20 protein-coding genes are annotated in these 23,471 nt (G+C 62.3%); 6 read left to right on the forward strand and 14 right to left on the reverse strand.

The annotated features are described in order from the left end of the window. Positions 1 to 182: 182 nt before the first annotated feature. Entirely contained in the window at positions 183 to 332 is a 150-nt protein-coding gene (locus tag ACVTFQ_RS10595) for a hypothetical protein (RefSeq protein WP_018897591.1), read from the forward strand. Positions 333 to 570: 238 nt separating this feature from the next. On the opposite strand, the gene ACVTFQ_RS10600 is transcribed toward ACVTFQ_RS10595, so the two are convergent. The 3 genes from ACVTFQ_RS10600 to ACVTFQ_RS10610 are packed head-to-tail and all read right to left on the reverse strand — an operon-like array spanning position 571 to position 3,196. Beyond that, positions 571 to 1,449 (reverse strand): 50S ribosomal protein L11 methyltransferase, encoded by an 879-nt coding sequence (locus tag ACVTFQ_RS10600; RefSeq protein WP_111562095.1) that lies wholly within the window; start codon positions 1,447 to 1,449, stop codon positions 571 to 573. A 15-nt stretch (positions 1,450 to 1,464) separates the two neighbouring features. Next, entirely contained in the window at positions 1,465 to 2,589 is a 1,125-nt protein-coding gene (locus tag ACVTFQ_RS10605) for an FAD-dependent oxidoreductase (RefSeq protein WP_111562096.1), read from the reverse strand. 4 nt (positions 2,590 to 2,593) lie between these two features. Next, on the reverse strand, positions 2,594 to 3,196 hold the full coding sequence (locus ACVTFQ_RS10610) for an SCO family protein (RefSeq protein WP_018897588.1): 603 nt from the start codon (positions 3,194 to 3,196) through the stop codon (positions 2,594 to 2,596). Between the two features lie 304 nt (positions 3,197 to 3,500). Between ACVTFQ_RS10610 and ACVTFQ_RS10615 the strand changes: the two genes are divergently transcribed. Further along, positions 3,501 to 5,465: a methyl-accepting chemotaxis protein gene (locus tag ACVTFQ_RS10615; protein WP_111562097.1), complete on the forward strand. Its 1,965-nt coding sequence runs from the start codon at positions 3,501 to 3,503 to the stop codon at positions 5,463 to 5,465. A 2-nt stretch (positions 5,466 to 5,467) separates the two neighbouring features. Next, entirely contained in the window at positions 5,468 to 5,938 is a 471-nt protein-coding gene (locus tag ACVTFQ_RS10620) for a chemotaxis protein CheW (RefSeq protein ID WP_037110830.1), read from the forward strand. An 85-nt stretch (positions 5,939 to 6,023) separates the two neighbouring features. Here the strand turns inward: ACVTFQ_RS10620 and ACVTFQ_RS10625 are convergent, their stop codons facing one another. From ACVTFQ_RS10625 to ACVTFQ_RS10635, 3 genes are all read right to left on the reverse strand, one after another. Next, positions 6,024 to 6,893 carry an aldose 1-epimerase family protein gene (locus ACVTFQ_RS10625; protein WP_111562098.1) on the reverse strand — a complete coding sequence of 290 codons (870 nt, stop codon included), beginning with the start codon at positions 6,891 to 6,893 and terminating at the stop codon, positions 6,024 to 6,026. 108 nt (positions 6,894 to 7,001) lie between these two features. After that, on the reverse strand, positions 7,002 to 7,496 hold the full coding sequence (locus ACVTFQ_RS10630) for a CreA family protein (protein WP_018897584.1): 495 nt from the start codon (positions 7,494 to 7,496) through the stop codon (positions 7,002 to 7,004). A gap of 147 nt (positions 7,497 to 7,643) precedes the next feature. Further along, positions 7,644 to 8,234, reverse strand: a complete 591-nt coding sequence (locus tag ACVTFQ_RS10635; RefSeq protein WP_047505782.1) for a 3'-5' exonuclease — start codon at positions 8,232 to 8,234, stop codon at positions 7,644 to 7,646. A 270-nt stretch (positions 8,235 to 8,504) separates the two neighbouring features. Between ACVTFQ_RS10635 and ACVTFQ_RS10640 the strand changes: the two genes are divergently transcribed. Then, entirely contained in the window at positions 8,505 to 9,038 is a 534-nt protein-coding gene (locus ACVTFQ_RS10640; protein ID WP_112437075.1) for a GNAT family N-acetyltransferase, read from the forward strand. A gap of 52 nt (positions 9,039 to 9,090) precedes the next feature. Here the strand turns inward: ACVTFQ_RS10640 and ligA are convergent, their stop codons facing one another. From ligA to ACVTFQ_RS10680, 8 genes are all read right to left on the reverse strand, one after another. Further along, positions 9,091 to 11,253: an NAD-dependent DNA ligase LigA gene (gene ligA, locus ACVTFQ_RS10645; RefSeq protein WP_111562099.1), complete on the reverse strand. Its 2,163-nt coding sequence runs from the start codon at positions 11,251 to 11,253 to the stop codon at positions 9,091 to 9,093. A 142-nt stretch (positions 11,254 to 11,395) separates the two neighbouring features. After that, positions 11,396 to 13,069: a DNA repair protein RecN gene (gene recN, locus ACVTFQ_RS10650; protein WP_111562100.1), complete on the reverse strand. Its 1,674-nt coding sequence runs from the start codon at positions 13,067 to 13,069 to the stop codon at positions 11,396 to 11,398. Positions 13,070 to 13,074: 5 nt separating this feature from the next. After that, positions 13,075 to 13,941: an outer membrane protein assembly factor BamD gene (locus tag ACVTFQ_RS10655; RefSeq protein WP_181459232.1), complete on the reverse strand. Its 867-nt coding sequence runs from the start codon at positions 13,939 to 13,941 to the stop codon at positions 13,075 to 13,077. Positions 13,942 to 14,214: 273 nt separating this feature from the next. Beyond that, complete coding sequence (gene lpxC, locus ACVTFQ_RS10660) at positions 14,215 to 15,171, reverse strand: UDP-3-O-acyl-N-acetylglucosamine deacetylase (protein WP_111562102.1); 957 nt, start codon at positions 15,169 to 15,171, stop codon at positions 14,215 to 14,217. 288 nt (positions 15,172 to 15,459) lie between these two features. Beyond that, the gene (gene ftsZ / locus ACVTFQ_RS10665; RefSeq protein ID WP_111562103.1) at positions 15,460 to 17,181 is read right to left on the reverse strand and encodes a cell division protein FtsZ; all 1,722 of its coding nucleotides are present in this window, start codon (positions 17,179 to 17,181) and stop codon (positions 15,460 to 15,462) included. 57 nt (positions 17,182 to 17,238) lie between these two features. After that, on the reverse strand, positions 17,239 to 18,570 hold the full coding sequence (ftsA, locus tag ACVTFQ_RS10670) for a cell division protein FtsA (RefSeq protein ID WP_018897575.1): 1,332 nt from the start codon (positions 18,568 to 18,570) through the stop codon (positions 17,239 to 17,241). Beyond that, the gene (locus tag ACVTFQ_RS10675; protein WP_047505794.1) at positions 18,567 to 19,499 is read right to left on the reverse strand and encodes a cell division protein FtsQ/DivIB; all 933 of its coding nucleotides are present in this window, start codon (positions 19,497 to 19,499) and stop codon (positions 18,567 to 18,569) included. Before ACVTFQ_RS10675 ends, ftsA begins: the two co-directional genes overlap by 4 nt. Then, positions 19,487 to 20,413: a D-alanine--D-alanine ligase gene (locus tag ACVTFQ_RS10680; protein ID WP_111562104.1), complete on the reverse strand. Its 927-nt coding sequence runs from the start codon at positions 20,411 to 20,413 to the stop codon at positions 19,487 to 19,489. Before ACVTFQ_RS10680 ends, ACVTFQ_RS10675 begins: the two co-directional genes overlap by 13 nt. A gap of 499 nt (positions 20,414 to 20,912) precedes the next feature. On the opposite strand from ACVTFQ_RS10680, the gene ACVTFQ_RS10685 reads away from it, so the two are divergent. Beyond that, positions 20,913 to 22,217, forward strand: a complete 1,305-nt coding sequence (locus ACVTFQ_RS10685; RefSeq protein ID WP_111562105.1) for an MFS transporter — start codon at positions 20,913 to 20,915, stop codon at positions 22,215 to 22,217. Between the two features lie 118 nt (positions 22,218 to 22,335). Then, complete coding sequence (locus ACVTFQ_RS10690; RefSeq protein ID WP_111562106.1) at positions 22,336 to 23,433, forward strand: metallophosphoesterase; 1,098 nt, start codon at positions 22,336 to 22,338, stop codon at positions 23,431 to 23,433. The last annotated feature ends 38 nt before the right edge of the window (positions 23,434 to 23,471 follow it).

Here is a 23,471-nt window from a genome sequence, read left to right on the forward strand (position 1 = left end):
GCCGACAACCGAAAGCCGCGTAATATTTGGGCGGAAATGAGGCGTAATTCACCGGCTTGGCACGCTTTATGCATTGGCTGCATGGCTCCCATGAGACAAACCCTCTGCCTCGATTTTTTCAATCGGCTATAAGGCGCTCATCGAATGGTTCAAAGTGAACCGGAAACAAAAGGAATTTTGAAATGACTGCCTCTCTGTCGCGCTCCGCTTACAGCAGCCCGGTACAGGCTGGCGAGCGCCAGACTGTCCGTCATATCATCGGCGCTCGTCGCCCGCTGAACGAAGGCCCCCGCACCATTCTCGCGGGCGCCGCAAGAAGCTACGCATTCTGAGCAACGCGCCGCTCCGCTCTCCTCCTCCCTCACCGGAACGGCGATCAGAATAAGTAGACGTCTGCTTGAGCACTCCTCCTCATCAAGCTCGCAGACATGATCGGGAAACCGGTCGCAAGGCGGTGCCATCGGCGCCGCCTTTTCTTTTTGTCGCGATGTGACGCGACAAGAAATGCAAAAGCCCCGAGGCCTTCAGGCGCTCGGGGCTTTTTTGATTCGGGATTTAGAATCCTTGACCTTACGGCCGGTCGAGATGGATCGTCACCCAGCCATTGCGCCAGATGGTGCGCACATGTCTCAGATGCGCGCCATTATAGGCTGCCAGCACCTTCCAGCGCTGCGATGCCAGAATACCCGACAGGATCACCGATCCGCCCGGCGCCAGATGCGTGACGAGCTGCGGCGCCATCTTGATCAGCGGCCGCGCCAGGATGTTGGCGATGATGAGGTCGAACGGACCGTGGTTCGAAAACGCCGTCGAATGAAACCCGGGCGCCGTCTCCGTAACGATGCCCGACGCGATGCCGTTGCGGCGGACGTTCTCGGCCGCGACACGGGTGGCGATCGGATCGATGTCGGTGGCGAGAACCGGAATGTTCTTCAGCTTGCGCACCGCGATCGCCAGAACGCCACTGCCCGTGCCGAGATCGAGCGCGTTGCGGACGCGGCGCGAACGCACCACGCGGTCGATGACCTCGAGGCAGCCCGCCGTCGTGCCGTGGTGGCCGGTGCCGAAGGCCTGGCCGGCATCGATCTCGATGGCAATATCGCCGGAGCGCACCTTGTCGCGGTCGTGCGAGCCATGCACCAGGAACCGCCCTGCCCGCACCGGCCTCAGCCCCTCAAGCGATTTCGCAACCCAGTCGACATCGGGAATGACCTCGCGCTCGACGGTCATATCGGGGAACGCTTCGGAAAGCGCCGCCTCGACGCGGACGCGGACATCATCCTCGTCGACCTGCATCATGTAGACGGAGGCTTCCCAGATGTCCTTCTTCTCGTCGATTTCGGTGGTGGCGATGGCGAAGTCTTCTTCGCCGAACACCTCGGACAAAAGGTCGAGCACATCCCCGGCCAGCACTTCTGTCGTCGTCACATAGAGGCGGATTTCACTCAAGGTCGGTCTTTCCCGTTACAACGCGCCGTCGATCCACGGCGGCGGCGGCGTGTCGTATCCCGCAACGCCGGTCAGCAATCTTCGTTGGAATGCAGGTAGTCTAAAAAGCACCGGCACCGCAAGGTTCCGGATCGAAATAGCCAGTCGATTGCGCATCGCAATCAGCCTTGTCAGCTGCCGCGTCTGCTTCAGCACGGTCTTCACCGCCGGCAGCCGCAGCCGGCTGTACTCGCTCTCGCGCCCCTCTGAGATCAGATAGGCGAGCCAGCAGGCATCCTCGACCCCGAGATTCATGCCGCGCGCGCCTGCTGGCGAATGGATATGCGCGGCATCGCCGGCCAGAAACACATTGCCCTTGGCCATCTCCTCGACATGCCGAAAATGAATGCGAAACTCCGAGGCCCAGAGACGCTCCGCCACCGGCCCGGGATGGACGATCTTCGTCTCGAAATCCGGCAGCGTCGAAATGAACCGCAGCACATCGCGCTCGACCGGGATCCTGCCGATCATCCCGGGATCGACCAGTTGCATCTCGATGAAATGCGGGTCTATCTCCTTCTTGTAGCGAAAGTCGGCGAGATAGAAGCTGCTCTCCAGCGCCTCGCCCGGAAAGCCGATGCCGACAGCCTTGCGCACCACCGAATGCGCGCCATCCGCCCCGATGACGATATCGAACGTGGCGGTCTCGACCGTCCCGTCAGGCTTGCGCAGCGTGACGACAGGCTTGGTATCGCCGGATACTCTCTCGATGGCGGTCTGCCATTCGGGATCGACCTCGTAATCATCGAGCTTGCTCAAGAGCAGTCGTTCGGTATGACCTTGCGCCAGCGCATAAATGGCGCTGAAGCGCCCCGGCAGCTTCGTCGTGTCGACCGTCGCCAGGCGGTGCCCCTCTGAGGTCGCGCGAAACTGCGCGATCTGCTGCGCCTCCTGCAGGATGGCATCCGTCACCCGCGATGGACCAAGCAGCGTCAGCGTCCGCGCATTGACGCCGAGAGCCCTGCTTTCGGCAAGCGGAACGGGACCGACATCATTGTCGACGACACGCGGCCGAAAGCCGCGTCGGGCGAGTTCGAGGGCAACGGTAAGACCGGTCGTGCCGGCGCCTGCAATCAGAATGCTGCGATGCCCCGGCGCCATGATCTCATCCCTTGTTGGCGAGGTTCTCCAGCTTTTTTACCGCCGTATCGGGATTTTCGCCATAGGCGATCGTTCCAGCGAAACGCCCTTGGGAATCGAGCAGGAACACCGAGGCCGTGTGATCCATGGTGTAGTCGCCATTGGGGTTATTTTCGTCGACAGGCACCTTCTTGGCGTAGACGCGGTAACCCTTGATCACGTCCGCCACCTTGTCCGGCGCGCCCGAAATGCCGACGATCCGCTTGGAGACATTCGACACATACTGGTTCATCACATCGGGCGTATCGCGCTCGGGATCGACGCTGACGAAATAGGCATGCAGCTTGTCGCCATTGGGATCGACCTGCTTCAGCCAGCCATCCAGCTCGAACAGCGTCGTCGGGCAGACCTCGGGGCAATGGGTGAAGCCGAAGAACACCGCCGACGGCTTGCCGCGAAACGCCTGCTCGGTGATCGGCTTGCCATCCTGGGCCACAAGCGTGAACGGCACGCCGAACGGACCATCGGAGGCCACTTCCTTGGTCTGCGTCACGTTCAAGGTCAGCCATCCCAGGATACCGGCCATCAGGAACACGGCAACCCACACGGCGATACGCACTGTTTTCATCGATAATTTCCTCGCCCGGGAAAGCAATCCCGTCCCCTTGCCTGATATCGCGTCGCCGGCGGCCGCGCAATTCAACAAGACGTTTTTCGAGCCGTGATGAATTGCCTCACCCCATGCTGAGTGCAATCGCAGACCGGCCGTTTATCGTTAGCAAATACTTAAAAAATCATTGGCATATTTAGCCCCGGATAGGACGCTCGCCGTTCGACTGACATGATGTCCGGCTGGAGCTTGATCCCGCATATCCGCTTGCTGGCGAATGAGAACATGACCGCGCTCATCGCGGGAGGGGACAAGTCTTCACATGACAGACATGACAGTGCGTAAGAGCCTTTCCGTCAGCCAGAGGCTCGGAACGCTCGCCGGCGCGGCATTGATCGGTTTCGGCGCGATGATGGGCATCGGATGGTATGAAAACATCACGGTGCGCAAGGCGCTCGATCGGGCCAACGAAATCCAGGCAAGCGTCGACTACATCAACGAGATGCGCACCGCCAACCTCACCCTCATTCTGGCCGCGATGGACACCATCGTCGATCGCGACAGCAAGGTGGTCACGGCGGAACGCCTGAAGCTGATGAACGATTCGATCGCCCAGCTCTCAAGCGGCTCCAGCCAGATGCGCCTGCTCGCCGACGAAATGAACGCCACCAGCCTCGTCTCGAATTACGACGGCGATGTCGCCGCCCTCAAGCAGAGCATCCTCGGCGACCTCAGGAATGCCGTCGAGACAGGTGCTCCGCCAGCCGCCTTCGACCAGCTGGACGACGCCATAGATAGCGGCGGCGACAAGCTGACGACAACGCTTGACAAGCTGGCGCTGGATGGCGGCGCGATCGCCAAGAAACGCATCGAGCAGGCAAACGTCATTTCCCAGAACGCCGTCTACATCCAGATCGGCCTCGGCATCATCGCCATGCTCTGCATGGCCGGCCTCCAATACATCCACGGCGGCTCGATCCGCCGCGGCATCGAGAGCGTTCGCGCCAGCATGCAGCGGATCACCAATGGCGATCTCGACAGCCCCGTCCCCGCCACCCAACGTGGCGACGAGATCGGCGACATGGCCCGCGCCGCCGAAGGCTTCCGCCAGGCGGCGATCGACAAGCGCGCGTTGGAGCAGCGCAGCGAAAGCGAACGCCAGCAATCGGACACTGAGCGCCGCAGCCGCGACGCCGCCAAGCTCGCCGACACCGAAGCGCTCAGCACCGCCGTCACAGCGCTCGGCCAGGGCCTGAAGCGCCTTGCCGCCGGCGATGTGACCGCGACGATCGTAAACGCCTTCAAGCCGGAGCTGGAGGGCCTGCGCGCCGACTTCAACCAGACCACCGCGACGCTGCGCCAGACGATGACCGAGATCACCCGCAACGGCACATCGATCCAGGCCAATGGCCGGCAGATGCGCTCGGCAGCAGACGACCTCGCCAAGCGCACCGAGCAGCAGGCAGCCTCGCTGGAGCAGACATCGGCCGCACTCGACCAGATCACCACCACGGTGCGCAACGCCACCAACCGTGCCGAGAGCGTCGGCCAGATGGTAGCCCACACACGTGAGAACACCGCCAAATCCGACATCGTCGTCAACGACGCGATGGCGGCGATGGAGCGCATCGAGACCGCCTCTCGTGAGATCGGCCAGATCATCAACGTCATCGACGAGATCGCTTTCCAGACCAATCTGCTGGCGCTGAACGCAGGCGTCGAGGCGGCGCGTGCCGGCGAAGCCGGCAAGGGATTCGCGGTCGTGGCTCAGGAAGTGCGCGAACTCGCCGTGCGCGCCGCCAACGCCGCCAAGGACATCAAGACGCTGATCGGCAAATCCGGCGCCGAAGTGAAGACCGGCGGCGAGCTGGTGACGGCGGCGGGACAGGCTTTGCGCGAAATCGGCGAAGATGTTTCGCGGATCGACGAACATGTTAAATCAATCGTAACCTCTGCACGCGAACAATCGGTAGGACTGAACGAGATCAATACAGCCATCAGCCAGATGGACCAGGTCACGCAGAAAAACGCGGCCATGGTGGAAGAGACGAACGCGGCAAGCCATACGCTTGCCACCGACGCCGACCACCTGATCCAGCTGATCGGCACGTTCAATATCGGCGAGGGCATGAATGCCCGTCACACGCCGCGGGAAGCATCAGCAGCCTCGCATCCGAAATCATCTCCCGCCCGAGCCCTCATCGGCAAGGTCGCGGGCGCATTCAGCGGCGGCAGCGCCGCACGAGCCATGGCCGCTCCGGCCGGAGACAACTGGGAAGAATTTTGATCATGAATAGCACTGTCATCAACCAGACCGGTTCTCATTTGGAGATCGTGTCCTTCCATCTCGGCGAGCAGGAATTCTGCATCGACATCATGGCGATCCGCGAAATCCGCGGCTGGGCGCCGGTCACCCCGATGCCGCACACGCCGCCCTACGTTCTCGGCCTGATCAATCTGCGCGGCGCCGTCATCCCCGTCATCGACATGGCCTGCCGCCTCGGCATGAAGATGACCGAGCCTTCCGAGCGCTCCGCCATCATCGTCACCGACATCGCCGGCAAGCTGGTCGGCCTGCTGGTCGAGCAGGTCTCCGACATGATGACCATCAAGAGCGAAGACCTGCAGCCTGCTCCGGAAATCATTCCGGAAGAACAGCGCGCCTTCTGCCGCGGCATCGTGGCCCTGGAAAAGACCATGGTCTGCTTCCTCAACCTCGACACAGTCATCGCCGACGAACTGGCCCGCGAAGCCGCGTAAGCCTGATCGAGCACCTCGACACGAAACAGCCCGCGACGGCATCCGTCGCGGGCTGTTTTCATTTCAACCGGCAGCCAGCCTGAGCCTAGCCCGAGATCTCGACGGAGAAAGCAAAGCGCGCGGTCTTGCCCGCTTCGAGCGTCTGGCTGTAGGGCCGCTCGGCAAGCGCCTTGGAGCCGCCGTTCTCGGCCGCCATGCCATGCCAGGGCTCGATGCAGATGAAGGGCGCGCCGGGCTTCTGCCAGAGCGCCAGATTGGGCAGGTTCTCGAAGCTGAAATGCAGGGTCGGTCCGCCCTCGGCGCTATAGCGCAACCCCTCGCCGGCTCCCTCAGGAAAGACCATCGCGTCTTCATCGAACATGCTGTGATCGAGCACCAGCCGGCCGTCCTTGAATGGCGACGGATGCTTGGCGAACGACAAGAGCCCGCCGGAGAGGCGGATGAGCGCGGGCTCGGCGCCATTGTCGAGCGTGATCACATGATCGCTTCCCTCGGCACCCGGCAGCGGCCAGACGAAGGCGGAGTGAAAGCCGAGCCCGAAGGGCATCGGTCGCGTGTCGCGATTGCTCACCTCTGCGGCAACCGTCAGCCTGCGCCCCTCAAGGCTGTGCTCGACCGCCAGCACGAAATCGAAAGGATAGATCGCTTTGGTCGCCTCCGACGCCGCAAGTTCGTAGCGGCACATCGTATCGCTGGACGCAGCCAGCGCGAACTCGGCGCGGCGGGCAAAGCCATGCTGGTTCATCGGATAGCTCTTGCCCTCGATCTCGACCGCATCATCAGGCGCCTTGCCGACGATCGGAAACAGGATCGGCGACCGCCCGCTCCAGAAGGCTGCATCGCCGTTCCACAGCAGCGAACGGCCATCGCTGGTATCGAGCGCCTGCATCTCGGCACCCAGCGACGACACGTCGACGCTCAGAAACTCGTTTGCTATCCGGGTGGTCTCAGGCATCGTCAGTCCTCTTCCATATGATCTCCGGCGCGGACCTTATCCGCGCCGCATGACGATTGCCATATCGCACGAGACGACAAGAGCGGGCTTCACCGAAAGTTGCGCGTCCTATTGCGGCTTGCCGTTCTTCCAGGTCACCGTCTGCCCGTAGAGCGACACGGTGGAGATCGCCATCTTCGCCGATCCGTTGGTGAGCTCGCGCGAATGCGCCAGATAGATCAGCGTGTCGTTCTGCTTGTCGTAGATGCGGGTGACGACGAGCTTCTTCCACACCAGCGAGATGCCCGACTTGAACACCTCGTCGCCGCCCTTCGACAGGTCGATATCACCGATCTCGATCGGCCCGGTCTGATGGCAGGAAATGGCGCTGTTCGAAGGATCCTCGAACCAGTTGCCGTTCTTGACGCGATCGATCACGCTGCGGTCGAAATAGCTGACATGGCAGGTGACGCCCTTCACCTCGGGGTCGGCCACCGCATCGACGAGGATATCATTGCCGATCCAGTCGACCCCCACCTTGCCGACGACATCCGCGGACGCGGCACCTGCGGACACACCAGCCAGAACGGCTGCGGAAAGGACGAGATTGCGAAGTCTGGACATGGCGATATTCCCTCAGCGGCGCTTCAATGTTGCGCAAGCTAAGATAGGCGGGGCCTGCCGCATGGCAAGAAACCCCATACCCATGAATCGAGCCCATGACGAGAGACACGCCACGCCGGCTTCACCGCCAGCAGGAGGCCCGCGCAGCTAGCCCTTGCGGCAGGTACAGGGCTCGTAGCCGCGCGACGTCAGCCGCCCCGGCTTCATGCCGATGAATTCGGGGATAGCATGCACCGCCGCAGCCCCCACATGCCGCGCCATGGCAATCGCCGCCTGCGCGCACACGGCTGCATCCTCGGCGGCATTGTGGTGCACGAAACGCAGGCCGAGATGCTCGGCCAGGATATTCAGCCGATGCGACAGAAAATGCGGCCAGATCCGCTGTGACATCTTCAGGCTGCAGAGATAGGTGAGCTCGGGATAGGCCTGCCGGTAGCCATCGAGACAGGCACGCCAGACGCTGAAATCGAAGGAAGCGTTATGCGCGATCATCGTCGCCCCCCTGAAGTCATCGATGAACTCGTCCATCACTTCAGGGAACTCCGGCGCGTCCTCGACATGTTCAGGCCGGATGCCGTGGATGGCGATGTTCATGCCGGAAAACCGCATCTCCCGCGGCCGTATCAGCCGCTCCTCCACCCTGGTCACCACCCCATCCTCGATCCAGGCAAGCCCGACCGAACAGGCACTGCCGCGCTGCTCGTTGGCGGTTTCGAAATCGATGGCGATGGTTTTCAAGGGGATGTCCGATTCTCTGGTATCTCCCAGACATACCGGCAGCCGGCCGGCGAGGCAAATACCCGGATGAGTTGACAAAGGTAACGACATATCGCAACCTCGCGCCATGATCGCCAGCGCAACCATGATGACCCTTCATATCACCACGCCCCATCAAGGGTGCGCGGGTGCTGTGCTGTGTTGAACGCATAGCGATCATCCCGAGAACCCTGCCGAGGCGAGCAGGGTTTTGGGTACCGGCTCTCCTCGTATCAACAAAGGAGAGCCAGAATGCCCAGAGATCCTGAAAATCCGCAGCCTAATAAAGCCGCACCGGCGGGAGACATCCGCGTGCGCGCCCTGCTTTCATCGGACGCCGAAGCAATCGCCGAGTTGACGAACCTTCCCGGTTTTCGCGCCGGCACGCTGCGTCTGCCCTACCCATCGGTGACCGAGGTCCGCAAGCGCGCGGAGAACCCCTCGCCCGACGCGCTGAATCTCGTCGTGACGCTCGACGATAGGATCGTCGCCACCGGAGGTCTCAACCGTTTTTCCGGACGCCGACAGCACGTCGCGAGCATCGGCATGGGCGTGCATGATGATTTCGTCGGCCGCGGTTTCGGCAGAAGGCTGCTGGCGGCGATGGTCGAGGCGGCGGATGACTGGCTCGACATCAAGCGCCTTGAGCTCACCGTCTACACCGACAACGAACCCGCCATCGCGCTCTACCGAAAATTCGGCTTCGAGCAGGAAGGGCTGCTGAAATCCTTCGGATACCGCGCCGGCGAGTATGTCGACGCCTATGCCATGGGGCGCTTGCGATGAGGGTACGGTGGTCGGCAATCAACCGATCACCGTCTATCAAACGCCTGATACCTCACCCACCAATCAACGCCAGCCACTCATCCTCATCCATCGTCTGGACGCCGAGTTCTTTTGCCTTGTCGAGCTTCGATCCGGCGCCGGGGCCGGCGACCAGGATGTCGGTTTTCTTCGAGACCGAGCCGGCGACCTTGGCGCCGAGGCTTTCGGCGCGGGCCTTCGCCTCGTCGCGGGTGAATTTCTCCAGGCTGCCGGTGAAGACGACGGTCTTGCCGGCGACGGGGCTGTCGGAGGCGGCGATCTGCTCGGCGGCCTCGGGCGTCACCTCGTCCAGCAGGCGGCCGACGACATCGAGATTGCGCGGCTCCTTGTAGAACTCGACGATGGCGCGGGCGACGATCTCGCCGATGCCCTCGACATTGTTCAGGTCCTGCCAGGCGTCACCACTAAGTGACGAGGCCTCTTTCATCGCGGTCTCGAAAGCCTCGTAGGTGCCGTAGTGGCGGGCGAGCAGCTTGGCGGTGGTCTCGCCGACATGGCGGATGCCGAGCGCATAGATGAAGCGGTTGAGCGCGATCGAGCGGCGCTCGTCGATGGCGTCGAACAGCTTCTTGACGCTCACCTTGCCGAAGCCGTCGATATTCTCGAGCTTGGTGAGCGTCGACGCCTCCTGCCGCTTCTTCAGCGTGAAGATATCCGGCGCCGTGCGGATCTTCAGCGCCTCGTCCTCGCTCTCGAAGAAGAAATCGACCTGCTTGGTCCCAAAACCCTCGATGTCGAAGGCGTTGCGCGAAACGAAATGCTTCAGGTGCTCGGTCGCCTGCGCGCGGCAGACGAAGCCGCCGGTGCAGCGGGTGACGGAATCGAGCTTGCCGGTCTTCTCGTTGCGCTCCCTAACCGCATGCGACCCGCAAACCGGACACGTTTTCGGAAACACATAGGCCTCAGCCCCCGCCGGCCGCTTCTCCATCACCACGTCGAGCACCTGCGGAATGACGTCGCCCGCCCGCTGCACGATGACGGTATCGCCGATGCGGATATCGTGATCGTCCTCGCGGATGCGCTCGCCGGAATTGCCGATGCCCTTGATGTAATCCTCGTTGTGCAGCGTCGCATTGGTGACGACGACGCCGCCGACGGTAACCGGCATCAGCCGCGCCACCGGCGTCAGCGCGCCGGTGCGGCCGACCTGGATGTCGATGTTTTCGACAGTCGTGAATGCCTGCTCGGCCGGGAACTTGTGGGCGGTCGCCCAGCGCGGGCTGCGCGAGCGGAAGCCAAGGCGCTGCTGCAGGTCGAGCCGGTCGACCTTGTAGACGACGCCATCGATATCGTAGTCGAGATCCGGCCGCTGAAGACCGATCTCGCGGTAATGGCCGAGAATGTCCTCGACCGAGGACAGCCTCTTCATCAACGGATTGATGGGAAAACCCCATTTGCCGAAGGTCTCGACCATGCCCATCTGCGTATCCGATGGCATCTCGGAGATCTCGCCCCAGGCATAGGCGAAGAAGCGCAGCTTGCGGCTCTCCGTCACCTTGGCGTCGAGCTGGCGCAGCGACCCCGCCGCCGTGTTGCGCGGGTTGACATAGGTCTGCTTGCCCTCGGCCTCCATCTGCGCGTTGAGCGCCAAGAAGTCGCTCTTGGCCATATAGACCTCGCCGCGCACCTCGACGATATCGGGCGCGTCCGCAGGCAGCGTGTTCGGGATCTGCTTGATGGTCTTCACGTTCGCCGTGACGTTCTCGCCCGTCGTGCCGTCGCCGCGGGTTGCGGCACTCACCAGCTTGCGGTTCTCGTAGCGGATCGACATCGACAGGCCGTCGATCTTCGGCTCGGCGGTAAACGCGATGGAGCCGTCGGGCAGCTGCCCGAGGAAGCGATAGACCGAGCCGATGAAATCCTGCACGTCCTCGTCGGAAAACGTGTTGTCGAGTGACAGCATCGGCCGCGAATGGGTGATCGGCGCGAAGGTCGGCAGCGGTGCGGCGCCGACCCGGCGCGACGGGCTGTCGTCGCGGATGAGTTCGGGAAAGCGCTGCTCGATCGCATCATTGCGCCGCTTCAGCGCATCGTATTCGGCATCCGAAATCGCCGGCTGGTCCTTGCCATGATAGAGCTCGTCATTGCTGGCGATCTCGGCCGCCAGAAAGGCAAGCTCTGCGGCGGCCTGTTCTTCGCTCAGGGTTTCGACGGGCGTTTGATTGGCGGCGGACATGGCGGAGCTCCTGTGAGGAGTCGTTTTCTAGAGCAATTCTCGCCGAGGAAAAAGCGCCGCTTTCTGGTTGTCAGCAACTGGTTGCAGATCAGTCCAATGATTAACTGGAGGGACCGTCACTGCCGACGCTCTCGCCCGCGACCTACTCGCCCGCCGTCAACAACCGCTTGGCGGCCGCCCTCGCCTCTTCCGTTACCGAAGCGCCGGCCAGCATGCGGGCGATTTCCTCGGTGCGGTCGTGCGGCTCCATCGTCGCCACGCGGGTGGCGATCTTTTCGGATCCCTCGGAAGCCGGCCCCTTGGAGATCAAAAGATGCGTCGCAGCCCGTGCGGCCACCTGCGGCGCGTGGGTGACGGACAGCACCTGCACCTTCGCCGACAGCCGCTTCAGCCGCTGGCCGATCGCATCGGCGACAGCGCCACCGACGCCTGTGTCGATTTCGTCGAAAACCAGCGTCGGCGCCGAGCCGCGATCGGCAAGCGCCACCTTGAGCGCCAGCAAAAAGCGCGAGAGCTCGCCGCCGGATGCGACTTTCATGATCGAGCCGGGGCGCGTGCCCGGGTTGGTCTGGACGTGGAATTCGACGACGTCGATGCCCTCGGCCGCGGCCTCTTCAGGGTTGGAAGCAATCTCCACCATGAAGCGGGCGCGCTCGAGCTTCAGCGCCGGAAGCTCCGCCATGACGGCGCCAGCAAGCGCTTCGCCGGCCTGTTGACGCTTGGCCGAGACCACCTGCGCGGCAGCCTCATAGGCGACCTTCGCGACGCCGACCTCAGCCTCGAGCTTGGCAAGCTTCTCCTCGCCGGCGTCGAGATCGGCCAGATCATTGCTCATGCGGATCGCGAGCGCCGGCAGCTCGGTGACCGGCACCGAATATTTGCGCGAGGCGCCGCGCAGCGCGAAAAGCCGCTCCTCGACGCGCTCGAGTTCCTTGGGATCATATTCAGTCTTGCGAAGTGCGGCTTCGACTTCCATCTGCGCGTTGGACAGCTGGTCAAGCGCCGCATCAAGCAGCGCCACGGTGTCCTCGAGCAGGCCCGGCGCTTCATGGCTCTTGCGCTCCAGCCGGCGCACCAGCGAGGCGATATGGGGCACGGGCGAGGCATTGCCGTTGAGGAATTCGGAGGCTTCCGCGATATCGCCGGCGATCCGCTCGGCCTTCATCATCTTCTGGCGGCGTTCGGCGAGCTCGTCCTCTTCGCCGTCCTGTGGCGCCAGCTTGTCGAGTTCTTCGACGGACGAGCGAATGTAATCCGCCTCGCGGGCAGCCGCCTCGACCTTCTCGCGGTGCTTCTTCAGCGTGCGCTCGGTGTCGCGCCAGACGCGATAGAGCTGCGAGACGCCAGCCACCTCGTCGGCGATGCCAGCGAAGGCGTCGAGCAGGATACGGTGGGCGTGGGTATCGACCAGAGCGCGGTCGTCATGCTGTCCGTGGATCTCGACCAGCATCTGGCCGGCCTGGCGCATCAGCTGCACGCTGATCGGCTGATCGTTGACATAGGCCTTGGTGCGGCCATCGGCGCTCTGCACGCGACGGAAGATCAGGTCGCCGTCATCGTCGATGCCGTTGTCGCGTAGCAGCACGCGCGCCCGGTGGTCGGGGCCGACGTCGAAAACGGCCGTCACCTGCCCCTTGTCCTCGCCGTGGCGGACCAGACTGCCATCGCCGCGCCCGCCAAGGGCGAGCGACAGGCTGTCGAGCAGGATGGATTTGCCGGCGCCGGTCTCCCCCGTCAGAACGGAGAGACCCGCCTCGAAGGCAAGATCCAGCCGCTCGATCAGGACGATATCGCGGATCGAAAGCTGGATCAGCATCGGCTTTAGGTACCGAGGAGTTTCTTGCCAGCTCGCGAAATCCACGAGCCCTGATTTTCACGCGGCTCGGCGCCGTTGTTCTTCAAGAGCTTGTAGGAATCCGCGTACCACTGGCTGTCGGGGTAGTTGTGGCCGAGAACGGCGGCTGCTGTCTGTGCTTCCTCGACGATACCCATCGCGTAATAGGCTTCGACCAGACGCGCGAGCGCCTCTTCGACCTGGTTCGTGTTCGGGTACTTTTCGACGACGATGCGGAAGCGCGAGATGGCGGCAAGGTATTCCTTGCGCTCCATGTAGTAGCGGCCGATCTGCATTTCCTTGCCGGCGAGCTGGTCGCGGGCAAAGCGGATCTTCGCCTGCGCGTCGTCGACATATTCGGAATCTGGATAGTTGTCGATCACGGCCTGCATGGCCTCGACGGTTCTGGACGCAGCGCGCTGGTCCTGCGTCACGTCGACGATCTGCTTGGAATAGGTAAGACCGATCAGATACTGCACATAGGCGGCATCCTTGGACTTCGGATACTGCGCCATGTAGCGGTTGCCCGAGGCCAGCGCTTCGTCGAGGCGGCCCTGGCGGTATTTCACGAAGGTGCTCATCACCAGACCCTTGCGGGCCCATTCCGAGAACGGATTTTCGCGGTCGATCGAATCGAACTTGCGCGCGGCTTCCGCCATGTTGCCGGCCTTCATGTTGGCCAGACCCTGATTGTAGAGAACATCAGGCGGATCGCTCTGCAGGCCGAGCTTGGTAATATCGATATCGGGGTCCGATTGGCATCCGGAAATCAAGGCACCTGCGCTCAGCACCAGGAGCGATGCGAACAAAGCACGCGCTGTCTTCATCATACTTTCAGACCCTGCATAACCCATCGGAACATCCCAAGAGCCGCCATCCCTCAACGGCAGCCACGCCTCGCTGGCGTTTCTAGCCACAAATGCATGGCCAGAGCAACGCATTGATGATGCATTAACGCATTTTTGTGGCGACCCCGCCCATAATCGTCTGTTTTGTCCGGATAATTCTCGATTATGCCCAGCTAAATATCTGCCGCGAAAGGTCTATCGGGAATCACACTTGGCTGTTGCACATAAAGAAACCGCCTCCCGAAGGAGGCGGCCCTGGCCTAAAGAATGCGATGGAGGTCAAGCCGACCAGGGAGCAAATTCAGGAGCGTTGACGCGGATGAAATCGCGCGGGGCAACACGCTGGCGCGGTGCCGAGGTCTCGACCACTTCATAGGCGGTCGGATCGCTGAGCAGCGCCTTCAGCGCATTGGCGTTCATCTTGTGGCCGCCGCGATAGGAGCGGTAGCAGCCGATGAAGGGAGCGCCGGCAAGCGAAAGGTCGCCGACGGCGTCGAGCGTCTTGTGACGCACGAATTCGTCCTTGGCGTAGCGCAGGCCTTCCACGTTGATGACGGTGTGATCGTCGGAGATGACGACCGAGTTTTCCAGCGAAGAGCCGAGCGCGTGGCCCGAGGCCCAGAGACGTTCGACGTCACGCATGAAGCCGAAGGTGCGGGCGCGCGACAGTTCAGACTTGAAGGTGGCGGCGGTCATGTCGCCTTCCCACTTCTGGCGGCCGATCAGCGGCGTGTCGAAATCGATCTCGACTTCGAAGCGCATGCCGTCATAGGGGCGAAACTCGCTCCAGGAGCCGCCATGCTCGATACGAACCGGCTTGGTGATGCGGATGTAGCGGCGCTTGACGCCCAGCGATACCAGACCCACCTGCTCGATGGCATCGATGAACGGCATCGAGCTGCCATCCATGATCGGCATTTCGGCGCCGTCGACTTCGATGACGACGTTGTCGAGGCCAAGCGCGTAGACGGCGGCCATCACATGTTCGACCGTCGCGACTGAGCGCGCCGGAGAAAAGCCGAGAACAGTGCACAGGTCGGTATTGCCGACCTGCGAGGAAACAGCGCGAAGCTCGGTGACTTCGCCGTTGTCATGCATGCGATTGAATACGACACCAGTGTCGGCTTCAGCGGGGTTGAAGGTAATCGAAACGTCGGCACCAGAATGAACGCCGATACCCGAAAGAGTGACCGGACGCGATACCGTCGTTTGAAAACCCAACATGCCAATAACCATTAATCTTGCCTTTATTATCCCTGGCGATCCGCTACGACCCGTATGCCGAAACTCATCCGCCAAGGCTTATTCTCTCCATCGCAGTGCTGCGTCAAGGCGCACGTAGACGGTTTGTCAGCCCATACATACGTGTGCCCGCTCCGCAATCCAAATCACTGTTTCTTTCGCATTGTTACGAAAGCATGCATCTGAAATCACAAGGCAATCAGGCGCAAATCGGAGTGCCTGATACAACAATGCCCGGGAGCGAACTCCCGGGCTGTTGCGTGGCGATTCTGCGTGTCTTTATCAGTTCGACTGGCGGCGAAGGAAGGCCGGAATTTCGAGCTGATCGTCTTCCTGCATCATGCGGGCCTGCGGTACGGCACGGCCCTGATCATCCAGGTTTCCGCGACGCGGAGCATAGAGGCTTGCTTCCGGAGACAGCGGGCGGCGCTGCTGCGAGGACGCTGCCGGAGCCGACGTCATCTCGGGCGCGACTTCCTCTTCGCGGCGACCAAGCGAGTTGGTGATCCGCTTCAGGAGACCCATCGGACCGCGCTCTTCATGCGCATGCGACACCGGTGCCGGCTGCGAACGATGATCGATCTCGGCCTGAACAACCGGCGGGAAATCCTCGACCTTCGGCATGCGGACCGGCTGCTGCTGCATGACAGGAGCAGGCTGCTGCATGACCGGCGCCGGCTGATGCATCACAGGCTGCGGAGCCGGCTGCTGCATCACGGGTGCCTGCTGCTGGACCGGAGCCGGACGGATGACCGGTGCGGCTTCCGGAGCTGCGAAGATCTTGCTCGCCGGGCGGAAGGTTTCCTGCGGAGCAGGCTGCTGGTGAACCGGGGCAGCCGCGCGCGGAGCGTGGATGTCGAGTTCGCGTTCCATTTCGGCTTCGGCCATGCGGATGGTCTGCGCGATCTGGTCGGCCTTCGGTGCCTGCTGCATGACAGGGGCAGGCTGGACTGCGGCCGGAGCCGGAGCAACGGCCGCCGAAGGACGGATAATCGGCTTCTGGACCGGCTGGAAGGTCTTGCCGGCGTCCTGGTTCATCGCACGGTCGATGCCGGTGGCGACGACGGAAACGCGGATGATGCCTTCAAGCGATTCGTCGAAGGTCGCGCCGAGGATGATGTTCGCATCCGGATCGACTTCTTCGCGGATACGGGTAGCAGCTTCGTCGACTTCGAAGAGGGTGAGGTCGCGACCGCCGGTGATGGAGATCAGCAGGCCCTGTGCGCCCTTCATCGAGGTTTCGTCGAGCAGCGGGTTTGCGATCGCGGCTTCCGCAGCCTGCATCGCGCGGCCCTGGCCGGAAGCCTCGCCGGTACCCATCATCGCGCGGCCCATTTCGCGCATGACCGAACGAACGTCGGCGAAGTCGAGGTTGATGAGACCTTCCTTCACCATCAGGTCGGTGATGCAGGCAACGCCCGAGTAGAGAACCTGGTCGGCCATCGCGAATGCGTCGGCGAAGGTCGTCTTGTCGTTTGCGATACGGAACAGGTTCTGGTTCGGAATGACGATCAGCGTGTCGACCGACTTCTGCAGTTCCTGGATGCCCGCTTCGGCCAGACGCATGCGGCGGCCGCCTTCGAAGTGGAACGGCTTGGTCACGACGCCAACCGTCAGGATGCCCTTGTTGCGGGCAGCCTGGGCAACGACCGGAGCCGCACCGGTGCCGGTGCCGCCGCCCATGCCGGCGGTGACGAAGCACATGTGGGTGCCGTTCAGGTGATCGACGATTTCGTCGATGCATTCTTCAGCAGCTGCACGGCCGACTTCCGGCTGCGAACCCGCGCCGAGACCTTCGGTGACGCTGGCGCCGAGCTGGATGATGCGCTCTGCCTTGGTCATCGTCAGTGCCTGGGCATCCGTGTTGGCAACGACGAAGTCGACGCCCTGGAGACCAGCGGAGATCATGTTGTTGACAGCGTTGCCACCGCCACCGCCGACGCCGAACACGGTGATGCGCGGCTTCAGCTCAGTGATATCTGGCGTATGCAGCTTGATAGTCATGGTACCCGTTCCTTCTCTTTATGGCCGCATCGCCACGCCGGCCAATTCACTCAATTTCTAGAAGCTTTCCTTCAGCCACTGGCCCATCCGGGCGAAGCGGCTGCTATTTCCGCCAAGCGACATGAGCAGACCGCTCTGTGACGCATGTGTTTCCTGGTCCGCAACCTGCGGATAGATCATCAGGCCGACCGCCGTCGAAAAGGCCGGACCCTTGGCAGCGGTCGGGAGACCCGAGACGCCCATCGGGCGGCCGATACGGACGTTGCGGGCAAGGATCTTGCGGGCAACGTCGGCAAGGCCGGTCAGCTGGCTTGCGCCGCCTGTCAGCACGACGCGCTTGCCGACGATCGGGCTGAAGCCCGAGCGCTGGATGCGGTCGCGAATGAGTTCCATCGTCTCCTCGATGCGGGCGCTGACGATCCGCGACACCAGTGCGCGCGGCACCTGCGTCGGCAGATCGCGATCGTCCTCGCCGATCGGCGGGATCGAGATCAGCTCGCGCTCATCGGAAGAGTTCCCCATGGCCGAGGCATGAACCACCTTCAGACGCTCGGCGTCCTCGATGCGGGTCGACAGGCCACGAGCCAGATCGGTTGTGACGTGATGACCGCCGAGACCGACGGCATCCGTGTGCACCAGCTTACCTTCGGCAAAAACCGAGATCGTCGTCGTGCCGCCGCCCATGTCGATGGCAGCACATCCGAGTTCGACTTCGTCGTCGACCAAGGCAGCAAGACCGGAGGCGTAAGGCGTCGCGACGATGCCTTCGACGGACAGATGCGCGCGGTTGACGCTGAGCTCGAGGTTCTTCAGAGCCGTGCGCTCTGCGGTCACGACATGCATGTCGACGCCGAGAACGTCACCGTACATCGACAACGGGTCGCGAATGCCGCGCTCGCCGTCGAGCGAGAAACCGGTGGCCAGCGAGTGCAGCACGGCGCGATCCTGGCGCAGCGACTGCTGGCAGGCTGCCGCCAGAACCTTCTTCAGATCGTTCAGTTCGACTTCCTGGCCGCCGAGATCGATGGTGGCGGTGTAGATGTCGCTGGTGAGGCGTCCGGCCGTCAGGTTGACGATCAGGCTCTCGACGGTAAGGCCGGCCATGCGCTCGGCGGCATCGACCGCCAGGCGGATGACGCTTTCCAGCGCATCGAGATCCGAGATCGCGCCGGTCTTGATACCGCGCGAACGCTGATGGCCGATGCCGATGATTTCGATGTTATGCGTGCGACCGGGGAGGATCTGGCTCTCCTCGCGCGGCGTCAGCCGGCCGATCATGCAGACGACTTTCGTCGAACCGATGTCGAGCACGGAAACGACGTGCGACCGCTTGGACGAAAGCGGCTTCAGGCGCGGCAATCCAAAATGGGACGAACCGAACAAGCTCATATATTCTGCCCCGCCTTCTTCAAATCCTTGGTGCGCTGATCGAGAACAAGCTGACGGCGCTCCATGGCTTCAGGCGTCAGTTGGATGGCCATACGGTCGGAGAGGCGAAGGTCGACGGCCGCGATATCGCGATCGAGAAGCGCCTGCTCGCCGTTGAATTTCGAAAGGCGCGCCAGCGCCTGGTCAACATCGTCTTCCGGCAGCTTGACGACGACGCCGTTATCCATGTGCAGATCCCAGCGACGACCGGAGACCCAGACATAGGCTTTCACGCGCGCCTTGATATCGGGCCACTTGGAGAACTCGTCTGCGAGCGAAGCGGCAGCCACTTCGGCGCCGCGACCAACGACCAGCGGAAGCTGCGAAAACTTGTTGTCGCGAAGCGGTGCAATGACCGCGCCACCCTTCTCGACCAGCGAGAGCTCGGCGCCATGCTGCCAGATCGCGTAGGCTTCGCGCTCCTTCAGCTTCACCTCGATCGTCTTCGGATAGACCTTGCGGACCTCGACGCTTTCGACCCAGGGGAGCTTCGCGATCTTCTGACGCGCCGCATCCACATCGAGCGCCACGAGCGAGGTCGTGCCGTCGAGACCGATCAGCTGAAGGATATCGATTTCGGAGGTCTCGGAGTTGCCGGATACCTTCACGTCCTCGACAGCAAAGCCGGCAGCGGCCGTCGTCGCCTGGGCAACGACTTCCGTGTGACCACCCAGAGACATGCCGTAGAGGCCCGTCGCGGCGAAGAACGCCAGCGCCGACACCGTACCCGTATGGGCAGGAATATAGATGCGGCCGCTACCGAGGCTCACAAGAAAGCGGACGACGCGACGCAGAGGCCGCGGCAGCACGATGCGCCCATCGCCTTCAGCATAGGAAGGCTCGGCTTGATGGCTTGGGCGCCCCATCCTTTTGACCGTTACCGAGAACAAGAAGCGTCCTCCACCATCCAACGAAGAAATTCACCAAACGAGTAGCCGGCATGACCGGCCATTTCGGGCACAAGCGAGGTTGGAGTCATGCCTGGCTGAGTATTGATCTCCAACCAGATGATTTCGCCGTCCTCGGAGAAGCGATCGTCGTACCGAAAATCCGACCGACTCACTCCACGGCAACCAATTGCTTGATGCGCCCTTAGGGACAATGATTGTATTTTTTGGTAAATATTCGGTGAAATTTTCGCCGGAATGACGTGTTTCGAACCACCGGCCACATACTTGGAATCATAGTCGTAGAAGCTGTGACCCTGCGGAACGATCTCGGTCACACCCAGCACCTGATCGCCCATGACGCCGCAGGTCAGCTCGCGACCATGCACGTAACGCTCGACGAGAACCTCCTCGCCATACCGCCACTCGGCCGAGCCGATGATCTGCGGCGGACGCGACTGATCCTCCTGAACGATGACGACGCCGAAGCTTGAACCCTCGCGCACCGGTTTCACCACATAAGGCGGCTTCATCGGATGTTCGGCGGGGAAAGCGAAGCGGTTGATCACCTGCGACTGCGCGACAGGAATGCCGGCAGCAGCAGCGACACCCTTTGCCTTGCTCTTGTCCATGGCAAGTGCGGAGGCCAGAACGCCGGAATGGGTGTAGGGAATCTCGAGGTATTCGAGGATACCCTGAATCAGCCCGTCCTCGCCGAACGGCCCATGCAGCGCGTTGAACACCACATCGGGACGCAGAGCAGACAGCTTGGCGGAGACGTCGCGATCGACATCGATACGGGTCACCTGGAAGCCTTCAGCCTCGAGAGCATCCGCGCACGCCGCCCCGGACGAAAGGCTGACAGGCCTCTCCGAGGAAAATCCGCCCATAAGGACAGCGACATGCTTGCGACTCATAGATACCCCCAAAATAATCCGTACTTTGCATTCCAAGGCTTGCACCAAGCTGGCTTTCTTCCGAATCTGGCTCGCCTGGCGCACGTGTATTAGAGCGTCATTATGGTTAACGAAGCGTTTACTTTTGTTAACTTCCTGGCTGCAGTGGCATGAATTGTGACACTCGGGCGCAGCCGGCGAAACGTGAAAACCCCGCAGCGCCAAGCGCTACCGCCGATATGTCAAAGCGAAACAAAAAGTTTAAGCGATCGTGCCAAGCAGGCCGCGAACGCCGGGCGCAGCAGGAATTGCGCCGGCGCAAATCTGGCCTCAAATCGCGCCTGCACCCGCTGGAAACACGGATTGGAGCACGATCGGGCGCCCGGCGTTCCGGCCCCAAAAGGAAGCACCCTAGTTTTTGTCGGTTTATTGCGCGATTAACGTTTGCGCCGAACTAAAATTGCGTTATGAGCCCCTAGCCTCCCAAAGGCATACAACCGAAATCCCGATTGGAATGAAAATGTCAGACGCGATATCTCCAGTATCGCCGACATCAGCTTCATCGAACAGTGCACCGCTCAACTCGCCGGCACGCGTTCTGATCGCAAGCGTCGTCGGCACCACCATCGAATTCTTCGACTTCTACGTATACGCGACGGCCGCCGTGCTGGTCTTCCCGACGCTGTTCTTCCCGAACAGCGATCCGACCACCGCGCTGCTCGCCTCCTTCGCGACCTTCTCCATCGCCTTCTTCGCGCGCCCGCTCGGCGCCGTGGTCTTCGGCCACTTCGGCGACAGGATCGGCCGTAAGACGACGCTGGTCGCAGCGCTTCTGACGATGGGTATCTCCACCGTCATCATCGGCCTGCTCCCCTCTTATGAATCGATCGGCGTTCTAGCACCTCTGCTTCTCGCGCTTTGCCGTTTCGGCCAGGGCTTCGGCCTCGGCGGCGAATGGGGTGGCGCGGTGCTGCTGGCAACCGAAAACGCACCGGAAGGCAAGCGCAGCTGGTACGGCATGTTCCCGCAGCTCGGCGCACCGCTCGGCCTCTTCCTGTCCTCGGGCATCTTCTGGGTGCTGCTGCAGTTCATGCCGCAGGAACAGCTGCTCGCCTGGGGCTGGCGCGTACCCTTCATCGCCTCGATCGTCCTGATCGTCATCGGCCTTTGGGTCCGTCTCTCGATCACCGAAACGCCTGACTTCCAGAAGGCCATCGACAAGCAGGAGCGCGTCGCTGTTCCTGTTGCCGAAGTCTTCCGCAAGCACAAGCGCAGCCTGTTCCTCGGCACCTTTGTGGCCCTCGCCACCTTCGTGCTGTTCTACATCGGCTCGGCCTACCTGCTCTCCTACAACGTCAAGGTCCTGAAGATCCCGTTCCTCGACGCGCTTGAGATCCAGATCGTCGGCTCGATCTCCTTCGGCATCTTCATCCCTATCATCGGCAAGCTTGCGGAGCGCTTCGGCCGCCGCGAAATGCTGATCCTGACGACCGTCCTGATCGGCCTGTTCTCCTTCCTGCTCCCCGGTCTGATGGCTGGCGGCGAAGGCAGCATCCTGGTCTTCGCGATCGTCGCCATGGCGCTGATGGGCATGACCTACGGCCTGATCGGCACGGCGCTCGCAGCCCCCTTCCCGACCGCCGTGCGCTACACCGGTTCGTCGATCACCTTCAACCTCGCAGGCATCTTCGGCGCATCGCTGGCGCCCTATATCGCCACCTGGCTGCAGGCGAACTACGGCATGCTCTACGTCGGCTACTATCTCGGCCTTTCCGCCGTCATCACGCTGATCTGCATCCTGGCCTCCGGTCGCGACGAAGTCTGATCGAAGCGTTGATCGCAAATTCGGGGCCTTGACGGGAAACCGCCGCGGCCTTTTTCGTTGTTGTCTGTTAACGCCCTGCCACTATTTTCGATGCGAGAATCTGGCTGGGGAGAGACGAATGCTGACACGACGATCGCTGCTGACGCATGGCCTGGGCGCTGGCCTGTCGCTATCTCTCCCACCCCTCGCCCGCGCTGCCGGCGTCCCCGATACCGACGTCACCTTCCTCGTCATCAACGACATCCACGCCTGCCGCATCGGCGACGGCCTCAGCCCCAATTGCGAGGCCGAGGGCAAGACCGACGCCAACCTGCTGCGCCACATCAGGGCGCTCAACAACATCCACCACCAGACCTGGCCGGAAGCGATATCGGGAAAGCCGACCGGCTTTGCTCTCGCGGGTAAGCCGATCGCCAAGCCGCAGGGCGTCATCGTCTGCGGCGACGTCACCGACGACGGCGGCGGCCAGATGGCGGAGTTCGCGGAGGGGTCGCAGCTCCTGCAGTTCTCGCATCGCTATCAGCAGGGACCAGGCGCCGACCACATCCACTTCCCCGTCTATGTCGGCCTCGGCAACCACGATCTCGACCAGGACGGCCATCCGCCGCAGGTCGATTGGTACCGCGACGAATTGCGCGACTACGTGCAGCTGAACCACAAGCCGAGCGTCTTCTTCAAGCCGGTCGTGCCCGTCGACAATTACGACGAGGCCTCCGACAACTACTCCTGGAACTGGGGCGGGCTGCACCTCATCCAGGCGCAGCGTTATGGCGGCGACAACACCAAGGGCACCGCCAACAGCCTCGACTGGATGAAGCGCGACCTCGCAGCCTATGCCGCCGACGGCCGCCCGGTGGTGATCTTCCAGCACTATGGATGGGACAAGTTCTCGCTCGAACGCTGGGACCCGGAAAAGAGCACCTTCACCGTTGAGGGCAGCGGCGCGCCGCACTGGTGGGGTGAATCAGAACGTCAGCAACTGCTCGCAACCCTTGAAGGTTACAACGTAATCGGCATTTTCCACGGCCACGAGCACGACACGCGCATGGCCTACCAGGCCGGCGGCATCGACGTCTTCAAGGCGCGCGCCGCCTTCATGGGCGGCTTCAGCCTCGTGCGTATCAAGGGGAATGTGATGGATGTGGCGATCGGTGACGCCAGCGACGATGTCGGCGGGGTGACCTTCACCACCGCCTTCACCAAACGTTTCGGCTAAGGCACATCGCGCAAGTGGTGCCGCAACTGCGCGGCACC

The sequence above is a fragment of the Rhizobium sp. O111 genome, from assembly GCF_055616315.1.

Coding starts and splice junctions, on each gene's coding strand:
- ACVTFQ_RS10595 (WP_018897591.1), top strand. CDS start 183: ATGACTGCCTCTCTGTCGCGCTCCGCTTACAGCAGCCCGGTACAGGCT.
- ACVTFQ_RS10605 (WP_111562096.1), bottom strand. CDS start 2,589: ATGGCGCCGGGGCATCGCAGCATTCTGATTGCAGGCGCCGGCACGACC.
- ACVTFQ_RS10610 (WP_018897588.1), bottom strand. CDS start 3,196: ATGAAAACAGTGCGTATCGCCGTGTGGGTTGCCGTGTTCCTGATGGCC.
- ACVTFQ_RS10615 (WP_111562097.1), top strand. CDS start 3,501: ATGACAGACATGACAGTGCGTAAGAGCCTTTCCGTCAGCCAGAGGCTC.
- ACVTFQ_RS10620 (WP_037110830.1), top strand. CDS start 5,468: ATGAATAGCACTGTCATCAACCAGACCGGTTCTCATTTGGAGATCGTG.
- ACVTFQ_RS10625 (WP_111562098.1), bottom strand. CDS start 6,893: ATGCCTGAGACCACCCGGATAGCAAACGAGTTTCTGAGCGTCGACGTG.
- ACVTFQ_RS10630 (WP_018897584.1), bottom strand. CDS start 7,496: ATGTCCAGACTTCGCAATCTCGTCCTTTCCGCAGCCGTTCTGGCTGGT.
- ACVTFQ_RS10640 (WP_112437075.1), top strand. CDS start 8,505: ATGCCCAGAGATCCTGAAAATCCGCAGCCTAATAAAGCCGCACCGGCG.
- ligA (WP_111562099.1), bottom strand. CDS start 11,253: ATGTCCGCCGCCAATCAAACGCCCGTCGAAACCCTGAGCGAAGAACAG.
- recN (WP_111562100.1), bottom strand. CDS start 13,069: ATGCTGATCCAGCTTTCGATCCGCGATATCGTCCTGATCGAGCGGCTG.
- ACVTFQ_RS10655 (WP_181459232.1), bottom strand. CDS start 13,941: ATGGGTTATGCAGGGTCTGAAAGTATGATGAAGACAGCGCGTGCTTTG.
- lpxC (WP_111562102.1), bottom strand. CDS start 15,171: ATGGTTATTGGCATGTTGGGTTTTCAAACGACGGTATCGCGTCCGGTC.
- ftsZ (WP_111562103.1), bottom strand. CDS start 17,181: ATGACTATCAAGCTGCATACGCCAGATATCACTGAGCTGAAGCCGCGC.
- ftsA (WP_018897575.1), bottom strand. CDS start 18,570: ATGAGCTTGTTCGGTTCGTCCCATTTTGGATTGCCGCGCCTGAAGCCG.
- ACVTFQ_RS10680 (WP_111562104.1), bottom strand. CDS start 20,413: ATGAGTCGCAAGCATGTCGCTGTCCTTATGGGCGGATTTTCCTCGGAG.
- ACVTFQ_RS10685 (WP_111562105.1), top strand. CDS start 20,913: ATGTCAGACGCGATATCTCCAGTATCGCCGACATCAGCTTCATCGAAC.
- ACVTFQ_RS10690 (WP_111562106.1), top strand. CDS start 22,336: ATGCTGACACGACGATCGCTGCTGACGCATGGCCTGGGCGCTGGCCTG.